We start from the raw sequence: 20,713 nt of genomic DNA on the forward strand, positions 1-20,713 counted from the left end.
GCGATGTCGTCATGTGTCGACGACTCAGGCGTCAGCGACCTTGCGACCCTTGTACTCATAGAACAGCGGGGAGCCGGCGGAGTCAGTGACCAGCTTGGCCTGGTGAGGCTGGCTGTAGACGACGCGACCGTTCTCCACGGTCTTCACCAGCTTCGGCACAGAAGCCTTCCACTGCGAGCGGCGGTGACGGGTGTTGGATCGGGACATCTTCCGCTTTGGAACAGCCACGGTGTCTCTTTTCTCTCTAGATGATGGACAGGGTCTTGGTCAATGAAGTTCTAGATGCTCAAGTTCTAGGTGCTGGAGCCGGACTCGGCGTCCGGATCCGGCAGTCCCGCGGCCACGTCTTTCAACGCGGCCCACCGGGGATCGAGCTGCTCGTGGTAATGCTCGAGATCGTCCTCCATGCGGAATCCGCAGACGGAGCACAGTCCCGGGCAGTCCTCGCGGCAGACCGGCTGGAACGGCAGTGCTGAGACCATCAGGTCCCGCAGCACCGGCTCCAGATCGATGGTGAGGTCATTGCCCATCGGGCGGGTGTCCTCATCCTCTTCGTCTGCCGGGTCGGTCCGCGCCTTCTGGGGCCAGCTGAACAGCTGCATGATGTCCACGGTGAGCGGGTACTTCAGCTCATCGAGGCAACGTCCGCACTGTCCAGTGACCTCTCCAACGGCGGTGCCTGTCATCAGCACACCTTCGTGCACCGATTCCAGGCGCAGATCCACCTGCAGCTCACTGCCCTGCGGGATCCCGATGAGGACTGTTGAAAAGTCCTCCGGGGCCGGGGCAGTCTTGTGAATCTCGTGCTGGGTTCCGGGCTTTCCCCGAAGCTCCTGCACATCTACGCGTAGAGCAGTCATTGCTGAACCACTCCTTAATGATCTAGACCGACGTGCCACTCTACCAGTCAGGGCGGCCGCGGGGCGAACCCCCGATCACATCTGGCTGACGAACTCTTTCAGCCACTCGCGCAGGTCCGGACCGAGGTCTTCACGGTCCGCAGCCAGGGTCACCGTGGCCTTGATGTAGCTGAGCTTGTCCCCGGTGTCGTACCGGCGTCCACGGAAGATCACGGCATGGACTCCGCCTCCGTCTTCGACCGGCTTCGAGGCCATGGCCTGCAGCGCGTCGGTCAGCTGGATCTCGTTGCCGCGGCCGGGCTTGGTCTGCTCAAGCTCGGCGAAGATCGCGGGGTGCAGCACGTATCGGCCGATGATCGCGAGGTTCGAGGGCGCCTCCTCCACGGGAGGCTTCTCCACCAGGGCGTGGACCGGGACGACGTCGGCGGCCTCGCCGTTCTCGCCGGTGACCTTGTCCTGGCCGTTGGCGTCGATGACGCCGTAGGCGCTGATGTTCTCCTCGGGCACCTCCATCACGGCGATGACCGAGCCGCCGAGGCGCTCCTGGGTCTCGAGCATCGTGGAGAGCAGCTCATCGCGCTCGTCGATGAGGTCGTCACCGAGCAGCACGGCGAAGGGCTCATGGCCGACGTGGCGCTTGGCGCAGAGCACCGCGTGACCGAGGCCCTTGGCCTCACCCTGGCGGATGTAGTGCAGGTCGCCGAGCTCGGTGGCCTTGCGCACGGCTGCGAGCTTCTTGGTGTCACCCTTGGCCTCAAGGGTGGCTTCCAGGTCGGGGACCCGGTCGAAGTGGTTCTCCAGAGCCCGCTTGTTGCGCCCGGTGATCATCAGGATGTCCTCGAGGCCGGCGTTCGCGGCTTCGGCGACGACGTACTGGATCGCCGGCTCATCCACGACGGGGAGCATCTCTTTGGGCATGGCCTTGGTGGCCGGGAGGAATCGTGTTCCCAGGCCTGCAGCGGGGATCACAGCTTTGCGGATAGACGTTGTTGAACTCATGTGCCCACCTTATCGTTTCCTGGATGCGTATTCAGATGAATCTATGAAGTTGTTCGGCAGAAATTTTCTTCCGCAGGCACCTCAGGGCTCAGCGGCGTCGGTCCTGCAGCCTGCGCTGGACCGCCCGCGGAATGAACTCCGCGACGTCGCCGCCGAGCGTGTGGACTTCCTTCACCAAGGTGGAGGACAGGTGCGTGTAGCGGCCGTCCGCGGCGAGGAACACGGTCTCCAGCCCGGAGAGGTGGCGGTTCATCGTGGCCATCGGGGACTCATAGCCGAGATCCTTGGGGTCGCGCAGACCCTTCACCAGGGCGTTGGCGCCGACCTCCTTGCAGAAGTCGGTCAGCAGCCCGCTGCCGAGCGGCTTGACGCTGACTCCGCGCACGTAGGAGAAGGTCTCCTGCGCCATCGCGATGCGCTCTTCGACGGAGAACATCGGCTTCTTGTGCATATTCGAGGAGACGGCGACGATCACCTCGTCGAAGAGGTTCGAGGCGCGGGCGATGATCTCCACGTGACCGTTGTGCAGGGGGTCGAATGATCCAGGGCACACTGCTAGCTGCATGATTCGACACTACTTCAGGTGGTCAAGCACGTGCCTGAAGGCGCGCAGGTGAGGCGCCCGAACCGGGCGTCTGGACGGGGGCTGTCTACGATGGAGTCCATGTCCTCTCACTCCACCCCCGCCCCCGATCCGCTTGCTCTCGAGATGCCCTGGGCCCGAACTGCGGCCGGGGCGAACACCCTGGGCTTTGACGCGGGAACCGACACCTCGCCAAGCTCCCCGCAGGTCATGCCCACCATCTACGAGCGCACGACGGCGGCGGCCATCGCCCACGGGGCGATCAACCTGGGCCAGGGATTCCCCGACACGGAGGGCCCGGACTGGCTGCTGGAGCTGGCGTCGCGGGCGATCACCGAGCCCGAGACCGGGCCGCGGAACCAGTACGCGCCCGGGATGGGCCTGATCGAGCTGCGCGAGGCGATCAGCGCCGCCCAGTCGCGGCGCCAGCAGGTCACTCTGGACCCCGCCACGCAGGTCATGGTGACCACTGGTGCCACCGAGGGGATCTCCGCGACGATCCTGGCCTTCGCCCGTCCCGGCAGCGAGGTGCTCACCTTCGAGCCGCACTACGACTCCTACGGCGCCTGTGTGGCCCTGGCCGGCGCGAGGCTGGTCGGTGTGCCGCTGCGCGGTCCCGAGTTCCGCCCCGACCTGGACGCCTTCGAGGCCGCCATCACCGAGCGCACCTCGATGATCCTGCTGAACACCCCGCACAACCCCACCGGCACGGTCTTCAGCACCGAGGAACTGACCCGGATCGTGGAGCTGGCGCGCGCCCATGACCTGCGGATCATGTGCGACGAGGTCTACGAGCACCTGATGCTCTCCGACGCGCGGCTGCCGCACCGCAGCATCCTCACCATCCCCGGTGCGCAGGAGGTGGCGGTCGCGGTGGGCTCCGCCGGGAAGTCCTTCTCGGTCACCGGATGGAAGGTCGGCTGGGTCACCGGCGGCGCGGAGCTGGTCAGCCAGGTCCGGGGGGTCAAGCAGTTCCTGAGCTTCTCCTCCGGTCCGGCCTTCCAGTGGGCGATCGCCCATGGCCTCGACGACGACCGCGGGTTCTTCGCGCAGAACACCGCAGAGCTGGAGGCCGGCCGGGACCTGCTCCGCGACGGACTGACACAACTGGGGCTGGCCCCCAACCGTGCCGAGGCCGGGTACTTCGTGCTGGGCAACGTTTCCGGGATCACCTCGCTCTCCGCCGCCGAGTTCTGCCGGATCCTGGCCGAGGAGGTCGGCGTCGCGGCGATCCCGGTCTCCGCGCTGACCATCCAACACCTGGCCACGCCCACCGATGAGCTGGAACACCTGGTCCGCTTCGCCTTCTGCAAGGACCACGCGACGATTCGGGAGGGGCTGCGCCGGATGCGCGAACACCTGCCCGCCGCGCTGGCGGCATACCCGCCGGCCGCAGGGGCTGCGGGTGCCGACGAGGCCGCGTCCGACGCCGGAACCGACGGCCCGTGATGCCAGGCCGCGACACCCTGGGCCTCCCCCGCAGCCAGCGGCTCTCCTTCTCCGGTGAGCTCGCCGAGCTCACGAAGGACGATCTCACCGAGGATGGGGTGGTGCTGAGCATCGGCGGTGCCGAGCAGTCCCATGTGGAGGTCGGGGATCCCGACTACCTGCTCCACGACTACCTGTTCCGGATGGGCTCGGTGCTGCAGACCTGCGCCCGCGAGCGCCTGGACCCTGCCGCTGCCGGTCCCCCGCGGGTGCTGCACCTGGGTGCCGGGGCGCTGACCCTGCCGCGCTGGATCGAGCACCACTGGCCCGGCGTGGAGCAGACCGTGGTGGACATCGAGCCCGAGCTGGTGGAGTTCGTCCTGGAACACCTGCCGATGCGCACCAGCCCGCGCAACCTCGTGGCCGACGCCGCCGCGGTCATCGGCGCGGGTGGGGTCCTGGAGGAGGCGAGCTTCGACGTCGTCGTGGTGGACCTGTTCAACAGTGCGGCCGCACCGGAGCACCTGCGCAGCCCCGCGTTTCACCGGGCGGTCTTCGAACGGGTCACCCCCGGTGGGCTGCTGCTGGTGAACCTCGGCGACGAGCCCCCGATGGACTTCGTCCGCGCCCAGGTGGTCTCGCTGCTCGAGGCCGCGGCTGCCACCGCTCCGCAGCCGGGGCTCACCGCCGCGGCCGCCACTCCCACCGCAGCCACCGAGGCGGCGAGATCTGCCCTGCTCAGTGCGCCCTCTGACGTGCTCGAGGCGCGGGCCGAGGGGAATCTGACCTACGCCGCGCGCCGCGGACCTGCGCTGGAGCAGACCGAGCTCAATGCAATCTGGGGTGCGGGTCCGCACCCCGGGGACGTGCTCAGTGCGGAAGAGCTGCTGGACTGGGCTCGACCATGAAGATCTGAGTGCTGCCGTAGGACTTCTCGCTGAAGATCTCGAGGCCCTCCGGCAGTGAGGGCGTCCCGCTGCCGGCGTCACGCTCGATCACCACGGTGGCCGCCTCGTGCAGGTGCTCCCGGGCGGCGCCCAGCACCTTGAGCAGCTCGGCGTCGCCGAGGCTGTAGGGCGGGTCCAGGAAGAGCAGCTCGATGGGCGGGCCGCTGCGCGAGCCGAGGTACTTCAGCGCATCGGCCTTGTGGACCGTGACCTCCTTGCGCAGGGCAGGTTCCGCCTCCGCGCCGAAGAACTCGGCGTTGCGGCGCAGCGTGCGCACTGCCGCCTCGGCCTTGTCCACGGCCTCCAGGCTGCGGGCCCCGCGGCTGAGCGACTCGAAGCCCAGCGCCCCGGATCCGGCGTAGAGGTCGACGACGACGGCGTCGATGAGCGCGTCATAGCCCTCGAGCCGGGAGAACAGCGACTCCTTGACCCGGTCGCTGGTGGGTCGGGTGGCGTCGGTGGGGACGGCGACGAGGCGGCGTCCCTTATGCGTGCCGGCGATGATCCGTGCCATCTCACACTCCTGTCTCGAGGCCCTGAGGGGACAGCGGCTGTGCTCAGCCGCGCTGGATGAATTCGTCCGCGCCCTCATGGAGGTCGCGGTACTCCCCCACCGCGGTGCGGAGTCCAGGGTAGCTCTCCCAGCTGGGATCAGCTGCGCTGAGCGCGGTGAGCAGCTCGGAGGCGCGGACGATGATCTTCTCATCTCTGATCGTGCGCAGCAGCTTCAGCGTGGACGCCCGGCCGGCCTGCGCCGCGCCGAGCACGTTGCCCTCGCGCCGACGCTCCAGATCCAGCCGGGCCAGGGTCATGCCGTCGGAGTGTTCGGCGACCTGCTCCAGCCGCTCCAGCGAGGGGTGCCCGTCGGGCAGCCGGGTGACCAGCAGGGCGAGCCCATGAGCGCCGCCGCGGCCGATCCGTCCGCGCAGCTGATGCAGGGTGGAGACTCCGAAGGCGTCGGCGTCGAGCACCGCCATCACCGTGGCGTTGTGCACGTCCACGCCCACCTCGATCACGGTGGTGCAGATCAGCACGTCGATCTCGCCGCGCTCGAAGGCGGTCATCAGCTCTTCCTTCGACGCCGCGTCCATCCGGCCGTGGACCTCGGCGCGCCGGGTCCTGCTCAGCAGCGGATGCTCGGCCAGGCGCTGGGAGATCAGCTCCACCGAGGCGTCCTGGTCGGTCTGCACCCCGGTCTCTGGGTCCTCGCGCGCGTCAGCCTCGCTGATCTTGGGGCACACCACATAGACCTGGTGCCCGGCGGCGACCTCCTCGGCGATCCGCTCCCAGACACGACCGATGAACCGCGGGCCCTGCACCGTGCGCACCACGTGGGTGACGATCGGCTGGCGGCCCCGAGGGAGACCCTCCAGGGTGGTCAGCTCCAGGTCGCCGAAGACCGTCATCGCCACTGAGCGTGGGATCGGGGTGGCGGACATGACCAGCATGTGTGGGGTGAGCTCGTAGCGGGTGCGCAGCGCGTCACGCTGCTCCACCCCGAAACGGTGCTGCTCATCGACCACGGCCAGGCCGAGGTCGACGAAGTGCACCTGCTCGCCGAGCACGGCGTGGGTGCCCACCACCAGCTCAGCGGTGCCAGAGGCGATGTCGAGCAGGGCCCGGCGGCGCTCCGCGGTGTTCAGCGATCCGGTCAGCAGCGTCAGCCCGATCTCATCGGCAAGCCCGCCGAGCATCCGGCGCAGGGACCGTTCGTGCTGGGCGGCGAGCACCTCGGTGGGGGCGATCAGTGCAGCCTGTCCGCCGCTCTCGAGGACCTGCAGGATGGCGCGCAGCGCGACGAGGGTCTTGCCCGAGCCCACCTCGCCCTGCAGCAGCCGGTTCATCGGCCGCTCGTCGTCCAGCTCGCCGGCGATGAGCTCCCCGCAGTGGACCTGCCCCTCGGTGAGGGTGAACGGCAGCGCGGCGTCGAACCGGGCCAGCAGGCCGTCCTGGCGCCGGGGTCGCGGCAGGGCGCGGCGGTGCTGTTCCTGGGCGCGGCGCAGATGCAGCAGCCCCTGGAGCAGGAACGCCTCGTGGTAGCGCATCCTGCGCAGCCCCCGGTCCGGGTCCTCTATGGTCTCGGGGCGATGGATCAGCCGGTAGGCCTCGGCCAGGTCGGGCAGTCCCTCGGCGGCGCGGACGCTCTCGGGCAGCGGTTCGGGCCATGCGCTGAAGTCGGTGAGATCCAGCAGGATCTCGATGCAGTCCAGGATCCGGAAGCTGCTGATACCGGAGGTCGCCGGATACAGCGGGACAGGGGTCTTGCCCCGGCTCAGTGCGCGCGGCAGTTCGGCTGCGCCGAGCGGGTCGGCCTCGGGATCCACCTGGTCGGTGATGGTCCCGGGGTCGGCGTCGACCAGCACCGTGAAGTCGGGGTTGTTCAGGGTGGGTCGGTCGCGGTAGCTGCCGACCTTGCCGTGGAAGATCGCCCGGGCGCCCTGGGTGAGCTGGCGACCGACGCTCCAGCCGTTGAAGAACGCCATCTTCAGCGAGTTGCCCTCGTCGTCGGCGACCCAGACTTCGGCAAGGGAGCCCCGCCGGTTCGCCATCTTGCGCACCGAGACCCCGGTGACCTCGGCGATCAGGCTGACATGCTCCCCGGCCTCGGGGAGGTCGCGGAAGGAGGAGAGCTGGCCGAACTCGATCCAGCGGCGCGGGTAGTGCTGCAGCAGTTCGGCCGCGGTGGTGATCCCGAGGCCCTGCTTCAGCGTCTTCGCCGACTCCGCGCCGATGACGCGGCTCAGCTCGGTGGAGGGCAGCACATCCACGCGCGAATCACTCCTGCTCTCGGGGCGGCTGGTTCTTGGGCGGCTTCTCGTCCTGGGCGGGAGGATTCCGGTGCAGTGCGGTGGCGGCGTAGGACTCCACCGGTCCCGCGGCGTGCACCGTCTCGGAGGTGCGGGGCTCCTCGAGGGTGTGCACGTGGATCCGCCAGCGGTAGGTCCCGTCCGCGTCGGCGGCGGAGTCGATCGGGGTCACGATCACGGAGTTGCCGAGGTCATCGAGCGCGTGGCGCAGCGAGGCCGCGCCGAGCGGGTCCAGTCGGACGGTGCACATGACCTCGACGCCCCCGACGCCGGCGGCGTCGTCGTCGGGCCCCTGGGCCCGCGCCTCCCGGGCTGACGCTGAGTCTGGGTCTGAATCTGAGTCTGGGTCTGAATCTGAGTCTGAGTCTGAGGAACTCTCAGTCCGGTCTGCTCCGTCCTCGGATCCCGAGGTCTGGGCCGATGCGTCGGACCTGCCGGGGCTCCCAGCGGCGGGGCGCTGCTGCCAGCCGGGCAGGCTCTGCAGCGGCGCGAAGTCCATGGCGACCCCGGTGATGGTCGAGTGCAGCGCGATGAGCACCACCAGCAGGCCGGCTCCCCCGGAGTCCACCACGTTGGCGCGCTGCAGCGCGGGCAGCTGCTCCCGGGTGGCCTTCACGGCGAGGAAGGCGCGCGAGACCACGTAGGGCATGGCCGATTCCAGGGCGGCCCTGCTCTCGGGCTCCTGCGCCTGGAGGGCGCGGTGGCGGACCTCGGAGTGGACCGCGTCGAGGACCGAGAGCATGGTGCCGGCGACGGGGTCGGTCAGCGCGGACCAGGAGCGGACCTGGGCGCGTTCCAGCGCGCGGGCGAACCCGGAGATGGTGAGCCGCTCCTGCCCGTGCAGCGGTTCGGCGAGTCCGGAGATCAGCACCGCGAGCAGCGTGCCGGAGTTCCCATAGGCCTCTGACATGGCCCGCGATCCGGCGGCGGCGAAGAGCTCGCCGAGGTCCTGGGTGGAGGAGCTCTCCACGCTCGCCCGGCAGGCCCGGATCGTGGCCAGCATGTTCTCGCCGGTGTCGGAGTCGGGGATCGGGAAGACGTTGAGCCGGTTCAGGTTCTCGACGTTCTGCTCCAGGGCGGCTTCGGCCAGCATGAACCAGCGGTGCACCGCGGCGGCGCCCTTGACCTTGCCCCTCATGAGGCCTCCCCTGCCGACTCGGCGGGGCGCGGCCCGGGCTCAGAGAGAATTCGCATACTCATCCAGGGTGCTCTCGGCGAGGGCCTCGGTGATGTCATCCATGGCCTGCTCGTCCGGGTAGAAGATCCACTGGCCGTCCTCGGAGTAGCCGCTGCCGCCGGTGGGGACGGTGAGCATGTCCACACTCTCGGAGGTGTCGCGCAGGTGCCAGCGCAGCGCGGCTGCGGCGCCGGCGTCGAGGGTCTCATCCACGGTCAGGTGCGGGGAGAAGGTCTCGACCATGTCCTGGACCTTGGCGGGGTTGCGCAGGTTGCTCGGGGTCAGCGTCTCGTAGAGGACTGCTCGGAGGAAGGCCTGCTGGTTGCGCACCCGCTGGAGGTCGCCGTCGGGAAAGCTGGCGCGGTGCCGGACGAAGGACAGCGCCTCTTCGGAGGTCATCTCCTGCCAGCCCGGCTGGAAGGTGAAGCCCTGTTCGGTGGTGAACGCCTGGTCGTAGCCGGAGTTCACGGTCACTCCCCCGAGCGCGTCGACCACGCCGATGAATCCAAGCATGTCCACCGCGGCCACGTGGTCGACCCGGACCTCGAAGAGGGACTCGATGGTGCTCACGGTCAGCGGGATTCCGCCCAGACTCAGTGCCGCGTTGATCTTGTGTGATCCGTGTTCGGGGATCTCGACCCAGAGGTCACGCGGGATGGACATGACCTGCATGCTCTCCCGGTCGCTGGGCACATGGATCAGCATGATCGAGTCGGACCGTCCGCCCTGGGGCACCCGGGGCAGGTTCTCGGTGGTGCCGGATCCGCCGTTGTCGTCGGAGCCCAGCAGCAGGATGTTGATCGATTCGTCGTGCTCGGCCTTGACCGGACGGACGTGCTCCTCGGGGAAGCTCTCCACGAAGGTCTGAGCATTGGATTCGTAAGTGTTGCTCAGAGTGTTCAGATACCGCACCGAGGCGACCACGAGTCCCAGGACGACGACGGCGACCGCTGTCACGATGATCCAGGCGGCGCGACGTCGTTGCCGTGGGGGCCGGGGCCTCACGTGGTCGACCTCATACGTCATCTGGTGCTCCTGGAATGGGCATGCGCTTGGAACTTCATACAGAATATGTCATGTGTCTATCAACCCCGCTGATCACCGTGCCCCCGCCCGTGGCGTCGCCACCGCACTGCTGGGACTCGTGCTGCTCAGCGGCTGCGCCTCCACGGCTACGGTCGAGGCGGCCCCCGATGCTGCGAACCCCGACTGCGCCGATGTGATGCTCACGGTGCCCGACGTGCTGGGCGACCACGAGCTGCGCCCCACGACCTCGCAGGGGACCGCGGTCTGGGGTGAACCCAGCCAGGTGGTCATGCGCTGCGGGGTGGTCCCGCCGGGTCCGAGCCCTGAGCACTGTGTGGGAGCTGACGGCGTGGACTGGCTCGCCCTGGAGGAGGACGAGCAGACCTGGCGGCTGGTCACCTACGGCCGGGATCCGGCCGTGGAGGTGCTGCTGGACCTGGACGGGGTCGCCTCCTCCACCGCGATGCTGGGCCTGGCCCCCGCGGTGCAGCGGGTGGATCAGACCCGGTCGTGCACCACCACGGATCAGGAGATCGAGCAGACCGAGGACGCCCAGGAGGTCCAGGAGGGCGAGGCCACCGAGGAAGACGTCACCGAGCCGTAGGCCGCCTCAGCGCAGCCCGGCGGCTACAGCCTCAGCGCAGCCCGGCGGGGCGCTGCAGCGCCAGGGAGAGCAGCTCGGTGATCAGCTCGGTGTAGCCGATGCCGGTGGCCTTCCACATCTGCGGGTACATGCTGATCGGGGTGAACCCGGGCATGGTGTTGACCTCGTTGATGATCACATCTCCGCCGGTGGTGTAGAAGAAGTCCGCCCGGGAGATGCCCTCGGCGTCGAGTGCTTCGAAGGCGACGACGGCCTGGCGGCGGATCTCCTCGCTGACCTCCTCCGGCAGCTCGGCCGGGCAGGAGAGGTCTGCGGCGGCGGCGTCGGTGTACTTGGCGTTGAAGTCGTAGAACTGGTGGGCCTGGGAGCCGTCGTGGACCACGATCTCGCCCAGCAGCGAGGCCCGGGCGGGTGCGCCGCCGTGCGAGCCGAGCACGCCGCATTCGATCTCGCGGCCGTCGATCCCCTGCTCCACGATCACCTTGGGGTCATGCTTGCGCGCCTCGGCGATGGCGTCCTCAAGCTGGGCGGGGTCCTCGACCCGGGTGATGCCCATGGAGGAGCCGGCCCGTGAGGGCTTCACGAACACCGGGAACGTCAGCTCACGGATCCGCTCCAGCGCTGCGGAGGGGTCCTGGGTCCACTGCCGGTCGGTGATGGTGACCCACGGCCCGACGTCGAGCCCGGCGGCGGCGAAGGCGATCTTCATGAAGTGCTTGTCCATGGCCATCGCGGAGCTCAGCACGCCGGCGCCGACATAGGGCAGTCCGGCGAGCTCGAGCAGCCCCTGGATGGTGCCGTCCTCGCCGAAGGGGCCGTGGAGCAGCGGGAAGACCACATCGACGTGGCCCAGCGCGGTGGAGCTGCCGTCGGCGTGGACCTCGAGGAGGTCGGCGCGGCGCTCGGAGGATCCGGCGGCGCCGGAATGCAGCTGCACCGTGGATTCGGTGGGCAGCACCCGGGGAAGCTCGGCCCCGCCGAAGCCATGGCTGCGCGGATCGGTGACCGGGCGGGTCCACTGGCCGGTGGAGGTGATGCCGACCGCGACGACGTCGTAGGCGTCGGTGTCGATGGCGCCCAGCACGCCGGCGGCGGTTACGCAGCTCACCGAGTGTTCGGAGGACTGGCCGCCGTAGAGGACGAGGACACGGGGTTTCAGCGCAGGGTCGATCTCTGCCATGGGTCAGTTTCCTTCGGCTTTGAGGTCTCGGGCCAGCAGCAGCGAGGCCAGGCGGTCCACGGGCAGCTTGCCCTCCAGGACGGCCACCACGGCTTCGCAGATGGGCATCTCGATGTCGTGCTGGCGGGCCAGCTCCACCACGGCGGAGCCGGACTTCATGCCCTCGGCGGTCTGCGAGAGCTTCGCGGTGGCCTCCTCGGCGGAGAGTCCCTCGCCGAGGAGCCGGCCGGCGCTGCGGTTGCGCGAGAGCGGGGAGGCGCAGGTCGCGACCAGGTCGCCGAGTCCGGCGAGCCCGGAGAAGGTCTCCAGGCGGCCGCCGAGCACGGTGGCCAGCCGGGTGGTCTCCGCGAGCCCGCGGGTGATCACCGAGGCTTTGGAGTTGTCCCCGAGCTGCTGTCCGTCGCAGATGCCCACGGCCAGGGCGATCACGTTCTTGACGATGCCGGCGATCTCGACGCCGGTCACATCGGTGTTGGTATAGGGCCGGAAGTAGTGGTTGTTGCACAGCGCCGCGACCCGCTCGGCTGTCCCTTCGTCGGCGCAGGCGACCACCGAGGCGGTGGGCTGCTCGCGGGCGATCTCCATCGCCAGGTTGGGTCCGGAGACCACCACGATGCGATCTGCGGCGATGTTCAGCTCGGCGGCGATGACCTCTGACATGCGCAGATCGGTGCGGCGCTCCAGGCCCTTGATCAGCGAGACCAGGACGGCGGAGTCCAGCATGTTCTCGCGGACCACCTCCAGGTGGGAGCGCAGCGACTGGGCCGGGACGGCGAGCACGATGATCTCCGCGTCCCGCACGGCCTCGGTGAGGTCGCTGGTCGCGGTGATCGACTCGGGCAGCCGGGTCTCGCCCAGATAGGTGGCGTTGGTGTGAGAGTCGGTGATCTCGGCCGCCACCTCGTCGCGGCGGGCCCAGAGCACGATCGAGGGGTCATGGCCTGAGAGCACGGCGGCGTCGGCCACCACCTTGGCGAAGGTGGTGCCCCAGCTGCCGGCTCCGAGCACGGCGATCTTGGTCATGACTGACCCTCCTGTGCGTCGTCGGGCTGGGCGATCGGGGGGTGCGGGGTCTCAGCGGTGGGGCTGGCGGCGCTGGAGGCCCGTGGGGCGCGTCGCGGTTGGCTGCGCGGCACGCGCTGGCGCAGGGTGCGGTCCCAGATCAGCTCCGGGGCCTCTTCCCCGCGAAGCGACGCCACGCCCTCGGTGAGCGCGGCTTCGATGCGTTCGGTGGCCTCGGTGAGCACGGTCCGGGTCATCGGGCCCGAGCGCAGGTCGGAGAGGTCGATGGGCTCCCCCACGGTGAGCTGGTAGCGCTTGCGCGGGAGGAACTTGGGCACCTTGGCGTAGGTGCCGAAGAGCTCCTGGACGCCCCAGTGCGTGATCGGGATCAGCGGCGCCCCGGTGCTCAGCGCGAGCCGGGCGGCGCCGGTCTTCGCGCGCATCGGCCAGCCCTCGGGGTCCCGGGTGAGGGTCCCTTCGGGATAGATCATGACCGCGCCGTCGGCGGCGAGCACGTCCTTGGCCGCGTCCAGCGAGCGGCCGGCGTCCGTGCGGCTGTCCCGGGAGACCGGGATCTGCTTGAGACCGGTGAACACCTTGCCCAGCACCGGGATGCGGACCAGCGAGTCCTTGATCAGGAAGTGGAAGGTGTGGCCGCTGCGGTAGACCGCATGGGCGACGACGAGCGGGTCGATCTCGCTGACATGGTTCGCCACCACGATGAACCCACCCTCGGGCAGGGTCTCCAGTCCCTTCCAGCGGCGTCCCAGGGCCAGGTTCAGCACCGGGATGCAGACGGCGGCCGCGGCGGAGAACCCCATCCGGGTGCCACGTCCTACGGTGTAGTCGAGCGTGTCAGCGGCCTTGAGGGGGCGCTTGGACTTGGGGCGGCTCGAGCCAGACCTGCGGCGGCTCGAGCGGCCTCGGCCCTCGACGGGTGCGGGTTCGCTGCTGGAATCGGTCACAGAGACAAACCCTACCGGCCCGACTCAGCGTTCGGACATCACGACATCCGCACCCAGGTCGCCCAACTTGTCCATGAAGTGCTCATAGCCGCGGTTGATGACCTCGATGCCGGTCACCCGAGAGGTGCCGTTGGCGGCCAGCGCCGCGATCAGGTGGGAGAAGCCGCCGCGCAGGTCCGGGACGTCGATGTCGGCGCCCTGAAGCTCCACGGGACCGGAGATCACCGCAGAGTGCAGGAAGTTGCGCTGCCCGAAGCGGCAGGGGCTCGATCCCAGGCACTCCCGGTGCAGCTGGATCGAAGCACCCATCCGCTTCAGCGCCTCGGTGAACCCGAACCGGTTCTCATAGACCGTCTCGTGCACGATGGAGACCCCGTGGGCCTGGGTGAGCGCGACGACCAGCGGCTGCTGCCAGTCGGTCATGAAGCCCGGGTGCACGTCGGTCTCGAGCACCAGCGGCTTCAGGGCGTGGCCCGCGTGCCAGAAGCGGATGCCGTCGTCGTCCACGGCGAACTCGCCGCCGATCTTGCGGTAGGTGTTCAGGAACGCCATCAGGTCGCGCTGCGCGGCGCCCTTGACGTAGATGTCGCCCTGGGTGACCAGCGCCGCGGAGGCCCAGGAGGCGGTCTCGTTGCGGTCGGTGATCGCGCGGTGGCGGTAGCCGGAGAGCCGGTCCACGCCCTCGATGCGGATGGTGCGGTCGGTGTAGACCGTGATGATCGCGCCCATCTGCTGCAGGATCGCGATCAGGTCGTGGATCTCGGGCTCCACCGCGGCGTTCTCGAGCTCGGTGATGCCCTCGGCGAGCACCGCGGTGAGCAGCACCTGCTCGGTGGCGCCCACCGACGGGTACGGCAGGCTCAGCTTCGCGCCCTTGAGTCCGCGCGGCGCGGAGATGTGGATGCCAGTGGGCGATTTGTCCACGACGGCGCCGAAGTTGCGCAGCACCTCGAGGTGATAGTCGATCGGGCGGTCACCGATGCGGCAGCCGCCGAGGTCGGGGATGAACGCCTCGCCATGCTGGTGCATGAGCGGGCCGCAGAAGAGGATCGGAATGCGGGAGTCCCCGGCATAGGCGTCGATCTCGGAGTGCGCGGCGCTGTAGGACTCGCGGGGATCCAGGGTCAGGTCGTTGGTGACCGGGTCGGCGTCGACCTTGACGCCGTGGATCTGGAGCAGATTGGTGACGATCTCGACGTCTTTGATCGCTGGGACGTTGCGCAGCTGGGAGGGCTCGCTGCCCAGCAGCGCGGCCACCATGGCCTTGGGGACGAGGTTCTTGGCGCCACGGACGTGGACAGATCCCTCGAGTGGCTTTCCACCCTGGACGGTGAGCAGCTTGGCCATTGGACTGGGGGTCCCTTCTTCGACAAACGTGGAATGTAGCTTTGCCACTGTAACCACATCAACTGAGATACCTTCCCAGTTCCGCCGGCGGCTGAGGCAACGATTCGGTCAAGGCTAAACCCGTACCGGGCCGAATCAATGCGGGTCAGACCTTTGCTGGCAGGGTTTTTGGCTTGAATTCTGGGCGCGTGGACTCAAAGTCTTTTACCGAGGACTCTTCCCGCAATGTGAGCGAGATATCGTCCAGCCCCTCGAGCAGCCGCCAGCGGGTGTAATTGTCGATCTCGAACGTGGTATCCACCGATCCGCAGCGCACGGTCCGGTTGATCAGGTCCACGGTGACCTCGGTGCCGGGGTTGTTCTCCAGCTCCTTCCAGATCAGCTCCACGTCGGGCTGGGCGACCTTCGCCGCGAGAAGGCCCTGCTTGGCGGAGTTGCCGTAGAAGATGTCAGCGAAGCGTGAGGAGATCACGGCGCGGAAGCCGTAGTCCTTCAGCGCCCAGACCGCGTGCTCGCGGGAGGAGCCGGTGCCGAAGTCCGAGCCGGCGACCAGCACCGATCCGTGCTTGTAGACGGGCTGGTTCAGCACGAAGTCGGGGTTCTTGCGCCAGGAGGAGAAGAGCGCGTCCTCGAAGCCGGTCTTGGTGATCCGCTTGAGGTAGACCGCGGGAATGATCTGGTCGGTGTCCACATTGGACTGCTTCAGCGGGACGCCGACGCCGGTGTGCGTGGTGATGGGTTCCATGGTTCCTTCTTCAGGCAGGCTTCAGGCAGGGATGAGGATGTCGGCGGGTGCGGAGAGGGTCCCGCGGATCGCGGTGGCCGCGGCCACCACCGGGGAGACCAGGTGTGTGCGTCCGCCCTTGCCCTGCCGGCCCTCGAAGTTGCGGTTGGAGGTGGAGGCGCAGCGCTCCCCCGGGGCCAGCTGGTCCGGGTTCATGCCCAGGCACATCGAGCAGCCCGCGAAGCGCCACTCGGCGCCGAACTCCTTGAAGATCTTGTCCAGGCCCTCGGCCTCGGCCTGCAGCCGGACCTTCGCGGAGCCCGGGACCACGATCATCCGGACGTCCGGGTCCTTGTCGCGGCCGGCGATGATCTCCGCGGCGGCGCGCAGGTCTTCCATCCGGGAGTTGGTGCAGGAGCCCAGGAATACGGTGTCCACGCGGATGTCCTTCATCCGGGTGCCCGGTTCCAGGTCCATGTAGGTCAGCGCGCGCTCGGCGGACTCGCGGGCGACGTCGTCGGTGAAGTCGGTGGGGGCCGGGACCGCGCCGTTGAGGCTCACGCCCTGCCCTGGGTTGGTGCCCCAGGTCACGAAGGGGTCCAGGGTGTCGGCGTCCAGGATGACCTCGGCGTCGAAGACGGCCCCGTCATCGGTGCACAGCGAGTCCCAGTACTCGACGGCCGTGTCCCAGTCCTCGCCCTGCGGGGCGTGCGGGCGGCCCTTGATGAACTCATATGTCGTCGCGTCCGGGGCGATCATGCCTGCCCGGGCGCCGGCTTCGATGGACATGTTGCAGATGGTCATCCGCGCGTCCATGGAGAGCTCCTCGATGGCGCTGCCGCGGTATTCGAGCACATAGCCCTGCCCGCCGCCGGTGCCGATCTCGGCGATGACCGCCAGGATGATGTCCTTGGAGCTGACGCCGGGTCGCAGCGACCCGTTGACGGTGATCGCCATGGTCTTGAACGGCTTCAGCGGCAGGGTCTGGGTGGCCAGGACATGCTCCACCTCGGAGGTGCCGATGCCCATGGCCAGGGCGCCGAAGGCCCCGTGGGTGGAGGTGTGGGAGTCGCCGCAGACCACGGTCATACCGGGCTGGGTGAGGCCCAGCTGCGGGCCCACCACGTGGACGATCCCCTGGTCGGCGTCGCCCAGGGAGTGGATCCGGACGCCGAACTCCTCGGCGTTGGCGCGCAGCGTGTCGACCTGCTTGCGCGAGATCGGGTCCGCGATGGGCTTGTCGATCTCCAGCGTCGGGGTGTTGTGGTCCTCGGTGGCGATGGTCAGGTCCGGACGGCGGACCGGACGATCGGCCAGGCGCAAGCCTTCGAAGGCCTGCGGGCTGGTGACCTCGTGGACCAGGTGCAGGTCGATGTAGAGCAGGTCCGGAGACCGCTGACCGTCGGACTCTTTGCCGGGGACGACGACGTGGTCGCGCCAGACCTTTTCAGGCAATGTGAGTGGCTTGTTCGCCATGGGATCCTCCTGATGGGCTCACTCTCTACAGAACCACCATTGGGCGGCGGCATCTATACCCCGCACGCAGGTCTCATTATCTGAGATCGGCGGTGCGTTTACCAGTATCATGGGCACATGCCAGCTTCGTCCTATTCCCCCCGGCCCGGTGAACAGTACTCACCGCAGGCCTCCCGCTCGGACGCCTCCGCGGGCGGCGGCTCTGGACCGCGCCGGATGGTGGCGCAGAAGCTGCCCCCGGCCGATTCCGGCCGCAGGCCCACGCTGCCTGCGGATCCGCCGCGGCCGCTGCACTCGCCCTCCGGCATCGGGGTGGTGGACAAGTCGGTGATGATCATGGACGCGCTCGAAGCCGGACCGGCCTCGCTGGCGCAGCTGGTGGAGAGCACCGGACTGGCCCGGCCCACCGTGCACCGGCTGGCCAGCGCCCTGGTGCACCACCGCTTCCTCAGCCGCGACGTGCGCGGCCGCTACGTGATCGGCTCTCGGCTCGCCGAGCTGGCCTCGGCCGCCGGGGATGACCGACTGGTCACCGCCGCCGGACCGATCCTGCTGCGGCTGCGCGACGCCACCGGGGAGAGCTCCCAGCTCTACCGCCGGCAGGGTGACGCCCGGGTCTGCGTGGCCTCGGCCGAGCGGCCGATCGGTCTGCGCGACTCCATCCCGGTGGGGACCCAGCTCTCCATGAAGGCCGGCTCCGCCGCCCAGGTGCTGCTCGCCTGGGAGGACCACGAGCGCCTGGTCGAGGGGCTCCAGGGCGCCCGGTTCACCCCGACGGTGCTGGCCGGAGTGCGACGCCGCGGCTGGGGCGAATCCCTCGGCGAGCGTGAGGCCGGGGTCGCCTCGGTCTCCGCCCCGGTGCGCGGACCCTCAGGACGGGTGCTCGCGGCGGTGTCGATCTCCGGACCGATCGAGCGGCTGACCCGTCAGCCCGGGCGGCAGTACGCCGGCGTCGTCGTCCAGGCGGCGCATCAGCTCACCGAACTGGTGCGCAAGAACCCCGACGCCGCGGAGCATGGACTAGGCGAGCATTAGGCTCGGCACACCGACCTGGAGGCATTTCCCAGGAATCCTGATCACACCCCTAGAATGAGGGGCGTGATTGAGAATATTAGCGTCATCGGAACTGGCTACCTCGGCGCCACCCATGCGGCATGCATGGCAGAACTGGGCTATAACGTGCTCGGCGTGGACATCGACCCGGAGAAGATTGATTCGCTCTCCCGCGGCGAACTTCCCTTCCATGAACCCGGCCTGCCGGAGCTCATCCGCAAGCACGTGGAGTCGGGTCGACTGCGCTTCACCACCGACCTCGAAGGGGTCGGCGCCTGGGGCGATGTGCACTTCATCGCCGTGGGAACCCCGCAGCAGGCCGGCGGCACCGGCGCGGACATGACCTTCGTCGACGCCGCCACCAGCTCACTGGCCCGGTCGATCACGAAGGATGCGCTGATCGTGGGCAAGTCCACCGTCCCGGTGGGCACTGCGCGCCGCCTGGCGGCCATGGTGGAGGAGGAGTCCGCTGAGGGTGTGCGTGTGACCCTCGCCTGGAACCCCGAGTTCCTGCGCGAAGGCTTCGCCGTGCAGGACACGCTTCGCCCCGACCGCCTGGTCGTGGGCACCGCCGATGAGGCGGATGAGACCGTGCTGCGCGAGGTCTACTCCGAGGCGCTGAGCCGGGACACCCCGTGGATCTCCACCGACTTCGAGACCGCCGAGCTGGTCAAGGTCGCGGCGAACGCGTTCCTGGCCACGAAGATCTCCTTCATCAACGCCTTCGCCGAGGTCACCGAGGCCGTCGGCGGCAACATCACCACGCTGGCCGATGCCATCGGTCACGACACCCGCATCGGGCGGAAGTTCCTCAACGCCGGCGTCGGCTTCGGCGGCGGCTGCCTGCCCAAGGACATCCGCGCCCTGCAGACCCGTGTCGGCGAGCTCGGCCTGGACCACACCATGCGGTTCCTCGACGAGATGGACCAGATCAACCTGCGTCGCCGCGACAAGGTGGTCACCCTCGCCGAGCAGATCCTCGACGCGGAGCTCGCGGGCAAGCGCATCGCCGTGCTGGGTGTGGCGTTCAAGCCGCTCTCCGACGACGTCCGCGACTCCCCCGGCCTCGATGTGGCCGTGCGGCTGTTCAGCTCCGGTGCCGACGTCGCGGTCTATGACCCGGAGAGCAACAAGAACGCGGCCAAGCGGTTCCCGCGTCTGGGCTACGTGGACTCGCTCACCGAAGCGGTCACCGGCGCCGACCTGGTGGTGCTGACCACCGAGTGGAACGAGTTCAAGTCGCTCACTCCGAGCGATCTCGAGCCGCTGGTGGCGAAGAAGCAGTTCATCGACGCGCGCAACGTGCTCAGCGCGGAGGAGTGGGAAGGCGCCGGTTGGCGCTTCGCCCAGCTGGGGCGGTTCTTCAACGACGCCTGAGCGAATCCCAGCCAGGATCATCGATGGCGCCCGTGAGGACCACCTCGCGGGCGCCATCGGCGTCTGCGCCAGCGTCTGCGCCGTGTGCGGAACTCTTGCCGCGCTCGTCCGTGTCCTCACCCTCGCACGTGTCACTGGTCTCGTCAGGGTGAGTCGGCTCCAGGATCTCACCGACCGTCAGGAACCCCTCCGGCAGCGCGGCGTCGGCGGGGAAGCTCGCCAGCAGCTCATAGTCTTCTCCCCCGGCGGCGGCCCAGCGCAGCGTCTGAGCGTGGGACTCGGACTGCGTGAGCCCCAGGGCCGCAGCCGCCGGGAGCAGCGCCGCAGCCTGGTGGGCCAGAGCGTCTTCGTCGAGGCGCACCCGGACCGCTGAGGCCCGGGCGAGCCGTCCGGCATCGCGCAGCAGCCCGTCGGAGAGGTCCATCCCGGCGGTGGCGCCGGCAGCCAGCGCCTGGGCGCCGGTGGTGAGCCGCGGGGCCGGAGCGATCTGCGCGTCGCGCAGCCGGGCCAGCTGAGGGGCGGCGCAGGGGTGTCCGGCTTCGAGCAGCGCCAGCCCCGCGGCCGCCGCGCCCAGCGGACCCGAGACCGCGAGCTGGTCCCCCGGCCGGGCGCCGGTGCGGACCAGCGGCGGCTGACCGGCGGACAGCCGGCCGACCGCGGTCAGGGTCACCGAGACTGCCGGGCCTGAACCGAGGTCGCCTCCGGCGATCCGGCAGTGTTCGGCGCCCTTGCGGCGCGCCGCCTCGGCAAGTCCTCGGTAGAACCCGCGCACCCAGTCCAGCGGGGTGGACTCCGGCAGCGTGAGGCTGACCAGGAGAGCGATCGGGATCGCGGCCATGGCGTTGAGGTCGGAGAGGTTCTGCGCGGCCGCTTTGAGCCCGACAGCTCGACCCATCGCCACACCCTGGTCTTGCGGCGCCCACCAGCTCGGTCGGAAGTCCTGGTCCTGGCTCAGGGTGTCTGTGGTGAGCACGATCCGGGCGGGCGCGCCGTCGTCGGGCAGCTCAAGCACCGCCGCGTCGTCCCCGGGGGCCAGCGTGAGCTCGGCGAAGTCCGTGGCGGCGCTGCGCAGCTCGCCGAGCTCCTCGAGGATCACGGCGAGGACGGCGTCCTCCCCGGACTCCCCCACGTTCAGCGCGGGTGCATCGGTGGGCATCA

The 20,713-nt window shown here is 69.1% G+C and carries 20 protein-coding genes; 5 read left to right on the forward strand and 15 right to left on the reverse strand.

Annotated features, from left to right (window positions below):
• Positions 1 to 24: 24 nt before the first annotated feature.
• The 4 genes from rpmF to coaD form a co-directional block, all read right to left on the reverse strand.
• Positions 25 to 228 (reverse strand): 50S ribosomal protein L32, encoded by a 204-nt coding sequence (gene rpmF, locus ACHAA4_RS03415; protein ID WP_058888791.1) that lies wholly within the window; start codon positions 226 to 228, stop codon positions 25 to 27.
• 65 nt (positions 229 to 293) lie between these two features.
• Entirely contained in the window at positions 294 to 860 is a 567-nt protein-coding gene (locus ACHAA4_RS03420) for a YceD family protein (protein ID WP_106123702.1), read from the reverse strand.
• A gap of 75 nt (positions 861 to 935) precedes the next feature.
• Entirely contained in the window at positions 936 to 1,859 is a 924-nt protein-coding gene (gene galU / locus ACHAA4_RS03425; protein ID WP_435772773.1) for a UTP--glucose-1-phosphate uridylyltransferase GalU, read from the reverse strand.
• 88 nt (positions 1,860 to 1,947) lie between these two features.
• A complete protein-coding gene (coaD, locus tag ACHAA4_RS03430) occupies positions 1,948 to 2,424 on the reverse strand; it encodes a pantetheine-phosphate adenylyltransferase (protein WP_435772774.1) in 477 nt (158 codons plus the stop codon).
• 99 nt (positions 2,425 to 2,523) lie between these two features.
• Here coaD and ACHAA4_RS03435 point away from each other — a divergent pair, with 99 nt between their 5' ends.
• Together ACHAA4_RS03435 and ACHAA4_RS03440 are read left to right on the forward strand one after the other, a co-directional pair.
• Positions 2,524 to 3,891 (forward strand): aminotransferase class I/II-fold pyridoxal phosphate-dependent enzyme, encoded by a 1,368-nt coding sequence (locus ACHAA4_RS03435; RefSeq protein WP_435772775.1) that lies wholly within the window; start codon positions 2,524 to 2,526, stop codon positions 3,889 to 3,891.
• The gene (locus ACHAA4_RS03440; protein ID WP_435772985.1) at positions 3,891 to 4,778 is read left to right on the forward strand and encodes a spermidine synthase; all 888 of its coding nucleotides are present in this window, start codon (positions 3,891 to 3,893) and stop codon (positions 4,776 to 4,778) included. The genes ACHAA4_RS03435 and ACHAA4_RS03440 overlap by 1 nt, the downstream gene beginning before the upstream one ends.
• On the opposite strand, the gene rsmD is transcribed toward ACHAA4_RS03440, so the two are convergent.
• Genes rsmD through ACHAA4_RS03460 form a run of 4 tightly spaced genes read right to left on the reverse strand, consistent with a single transcriptional unit; the run spans position 4,741 to position 9,827 of the window.
• The gene (gene rsmD / locus ACHAA4_RS03445) at positions 4,741 to 5,409 is read right to left on the reverse strand and encodes a 16S rRNA (guanine(966)-N(2))-methyltransferase RsmD (protein ID WP_435772776.1); all 669 of its coding nucleotides are present in this window, start codon (positions 5,407 to 5,409) and stop codon (positions 4,741 to 4,743) included. The two genes, ACHAA4_RS03440 and rsmD, sit on opposite strands and share 38 nt — an antisense overlap.
• A complete protein-coding gene (locus ACHAA4_RS03450) occupies positions 5,375 to 7,585 on the reverse strand; it encodes an ATP-dependent DNA helicase RecG (RefSeq protein WP_435772777.1) in 2,211 nt (736 codons plus the stop codon). Before ACHAA4_RS03450 ends, rsmD begins: the two co-directional genes overlap by 35 nt.
• A gap of 7 nt (positions 7,586 to 7,592) precedes the next feature.
• Positions 7,593 to 8,762, reverse strand: a complete 1,170-nt coding sequence (locus ACHAA4_RS03455) for a DAK2 domain-containing protein (protein WP_435772778.1) — start codon at positions 8,760 to 8,762, stop codon at positions 7,593 to 7,595.
• A 39-nt stretch (positions 8,763 to 8,801) separates the two neighbouring features.
• Positions 8,802 to 9,827, reverse strand: coding sequence for an LCP family protein (locus tag ACHAA4_RS03460; protein WP_435772779.1), 1,026 nt, complete (start codon positions 9,825 to 9,827; stop codon positions 8,802 to 8,804).
• 52 nt (positions 9,828 to 9,879) lie between these two features.
• On the opposite strand from ACHAA4_RS03460, the gene ACHAA4_RS03465 reads away from it, so the two are divergent.
• The gene (locus ACHAA4_RS03465; protein WP_435772780.1) at positions 9,880 to 10,431 is read left to right on the forward strand and encodes a DUF3515 family protein; all 552 of its coding nucleotides are present in this window, start codon (positions 9,880 to 9,882) and stop codon (positions 10,429 to 10,431) included.
• Positions 10,432 to 10,462: 31 nt separating this feature from the next.
• Here the strand turns inward: ACHAA4_RS03465 and ACHAA4_RS03470 are convergent, their stop codons facing one another.
• The 6 genes from ACHAA4_RS03470 to leuC all read right to left on the reverse strand — a co-directional run bounded on the left by ACHAA4_RS03470 (position 10,463) and on the right by leuC (position 17,125).
• Positions 10,463 to 11,611, reverse strand: coding sequence for a D-alanine--D-alanine ligase family protein (locus ACHAA4_RS03470; protein WP_435772781.1), 1,149 nt, complete (start codon positions 11,609 to 11,611; stop codon positions 10,463 to 10,465).
• Between the two features lie 3 nt (positions 11,612 to 11,614).
• Positions 11,615 to 12,634, reverse strand: coding sequence for an NAD(P)H-dependent glycerol-3-phosphate dehydrogenase (locus ACHAA4_RS03475; protein ID WP_435772782.1), 1,020 nt, complete (start codon positions 12,632 to 12,634; stop codon positions 11,615 to 11,617).
• Positions 12,631 to 13,578, reverse strand: a complete 948-nt coding sequence (locus ACHAA4_RS03480; protein ID WP_435772783.1) for a lysophospholipid acyltransferase family protein — start codon at positions 13,576 to 13,578, stop codon at positions 12,631 to 12,633. Before ACHAA4_RS03480 ends, ACHAA4_RS03475 begins: the two co-directional genes overlap by 4 nt.
• A 24-nt stretch (positions 13,579 to 13,602) precedes the next feature.
• Positions 13,603 to 14,925 carry a UDP-N-acetylglucosamine 1-carboxyvinyltransferase gene (gene murA / locus ACHAA4_RS03485; RefSeq protein WP_435772784.1) on the reverse strand — a complete coding sequence of 441 codons (1,323 nt, stop codon included), beginning with the start codon at positions 14,923 to 14,925 and terminating at the stop codon, positions 13,603 to 13,605.
• 145 nt (positions 14,926 to 15,070) lie between these two features.
• On the reverse strand, positions 15,071 to 15,670 hold the full coding sequence (gene leuD, locus ACHAA4_RS03490; RefSeq protein ID WP_435772785.1) for a 3-isopropylmalate dehydratase small subunit: 600 nt from the start codon (positions 15,668 to 15,670) through the stop codon (positions 15,071 to 15,073).
• Positions 15,671 to 15,691: 21 nt separating this feature from the next.
• A complete protein-coding gene (gene leuC / locus ACHAA4_RS03495; RefSeq protein WP_435772786.1) occupies positions 15,692 to 17,125 on the reverse strand; it encodes a 3-isopropylmalate dehydratase large subunit in 1,434 nt (477 codons plus the stop codon).
• 117 nt (positions 17,126 to 17,242) lie between these two features.
• On the opposite strand from leuC, the gene ACHAA4_RS03500 reads away from it, so the two are divergent.
• Entirely contained in the window at positions 17,243 to 18,160 is a 918-nt protein-coding gene (locus tag ACHAA4_RS03500) for an IclR family transcriptional regulator (protein ID WP_435772787.1), read from the forward strand.
• 54 nt (positions 18,161 to 18,214) lie between these two features.
• Entirely contained in the window at positions 18,215 to 19,555 is a 1,341-nt protein-coding gene (locus ACHAA4_RS03505) for a UDP-glucose dehydrogenase family protein (RefSeq protein ID WP_435772788.1), read from the forward strand.
• Here ACHAA4_RS03505 and thiL read toward each other — a convergent pair.
• On the reverse strand, positions 19,542 to 20,711 hold the full coding sequence (gene thiL / locus ACHAA4_RS03510; RefSeq protein ID WP_435772789.1) for a thiamine-phosphate kinase: 1,170 nt from the start codon (positions 20,709 to 20,711) through the stop codon (positions 19,542 to 19,544). The genes ACHAA4_RS03505 and thiL overlap by 14 nt on opposite strands.
• Between the last annotated feature and the right edge of the window lie 2 nt (positions 20,712 to 20,713).

This window comes from Nesterenkonia maliinae (genome assembly GCF_051262655.1).
GTDB lineage: Bacteria > Actinomycetota > Actinomycetes > Actinomycetales > Micrococcaceae > Nesterenkonia.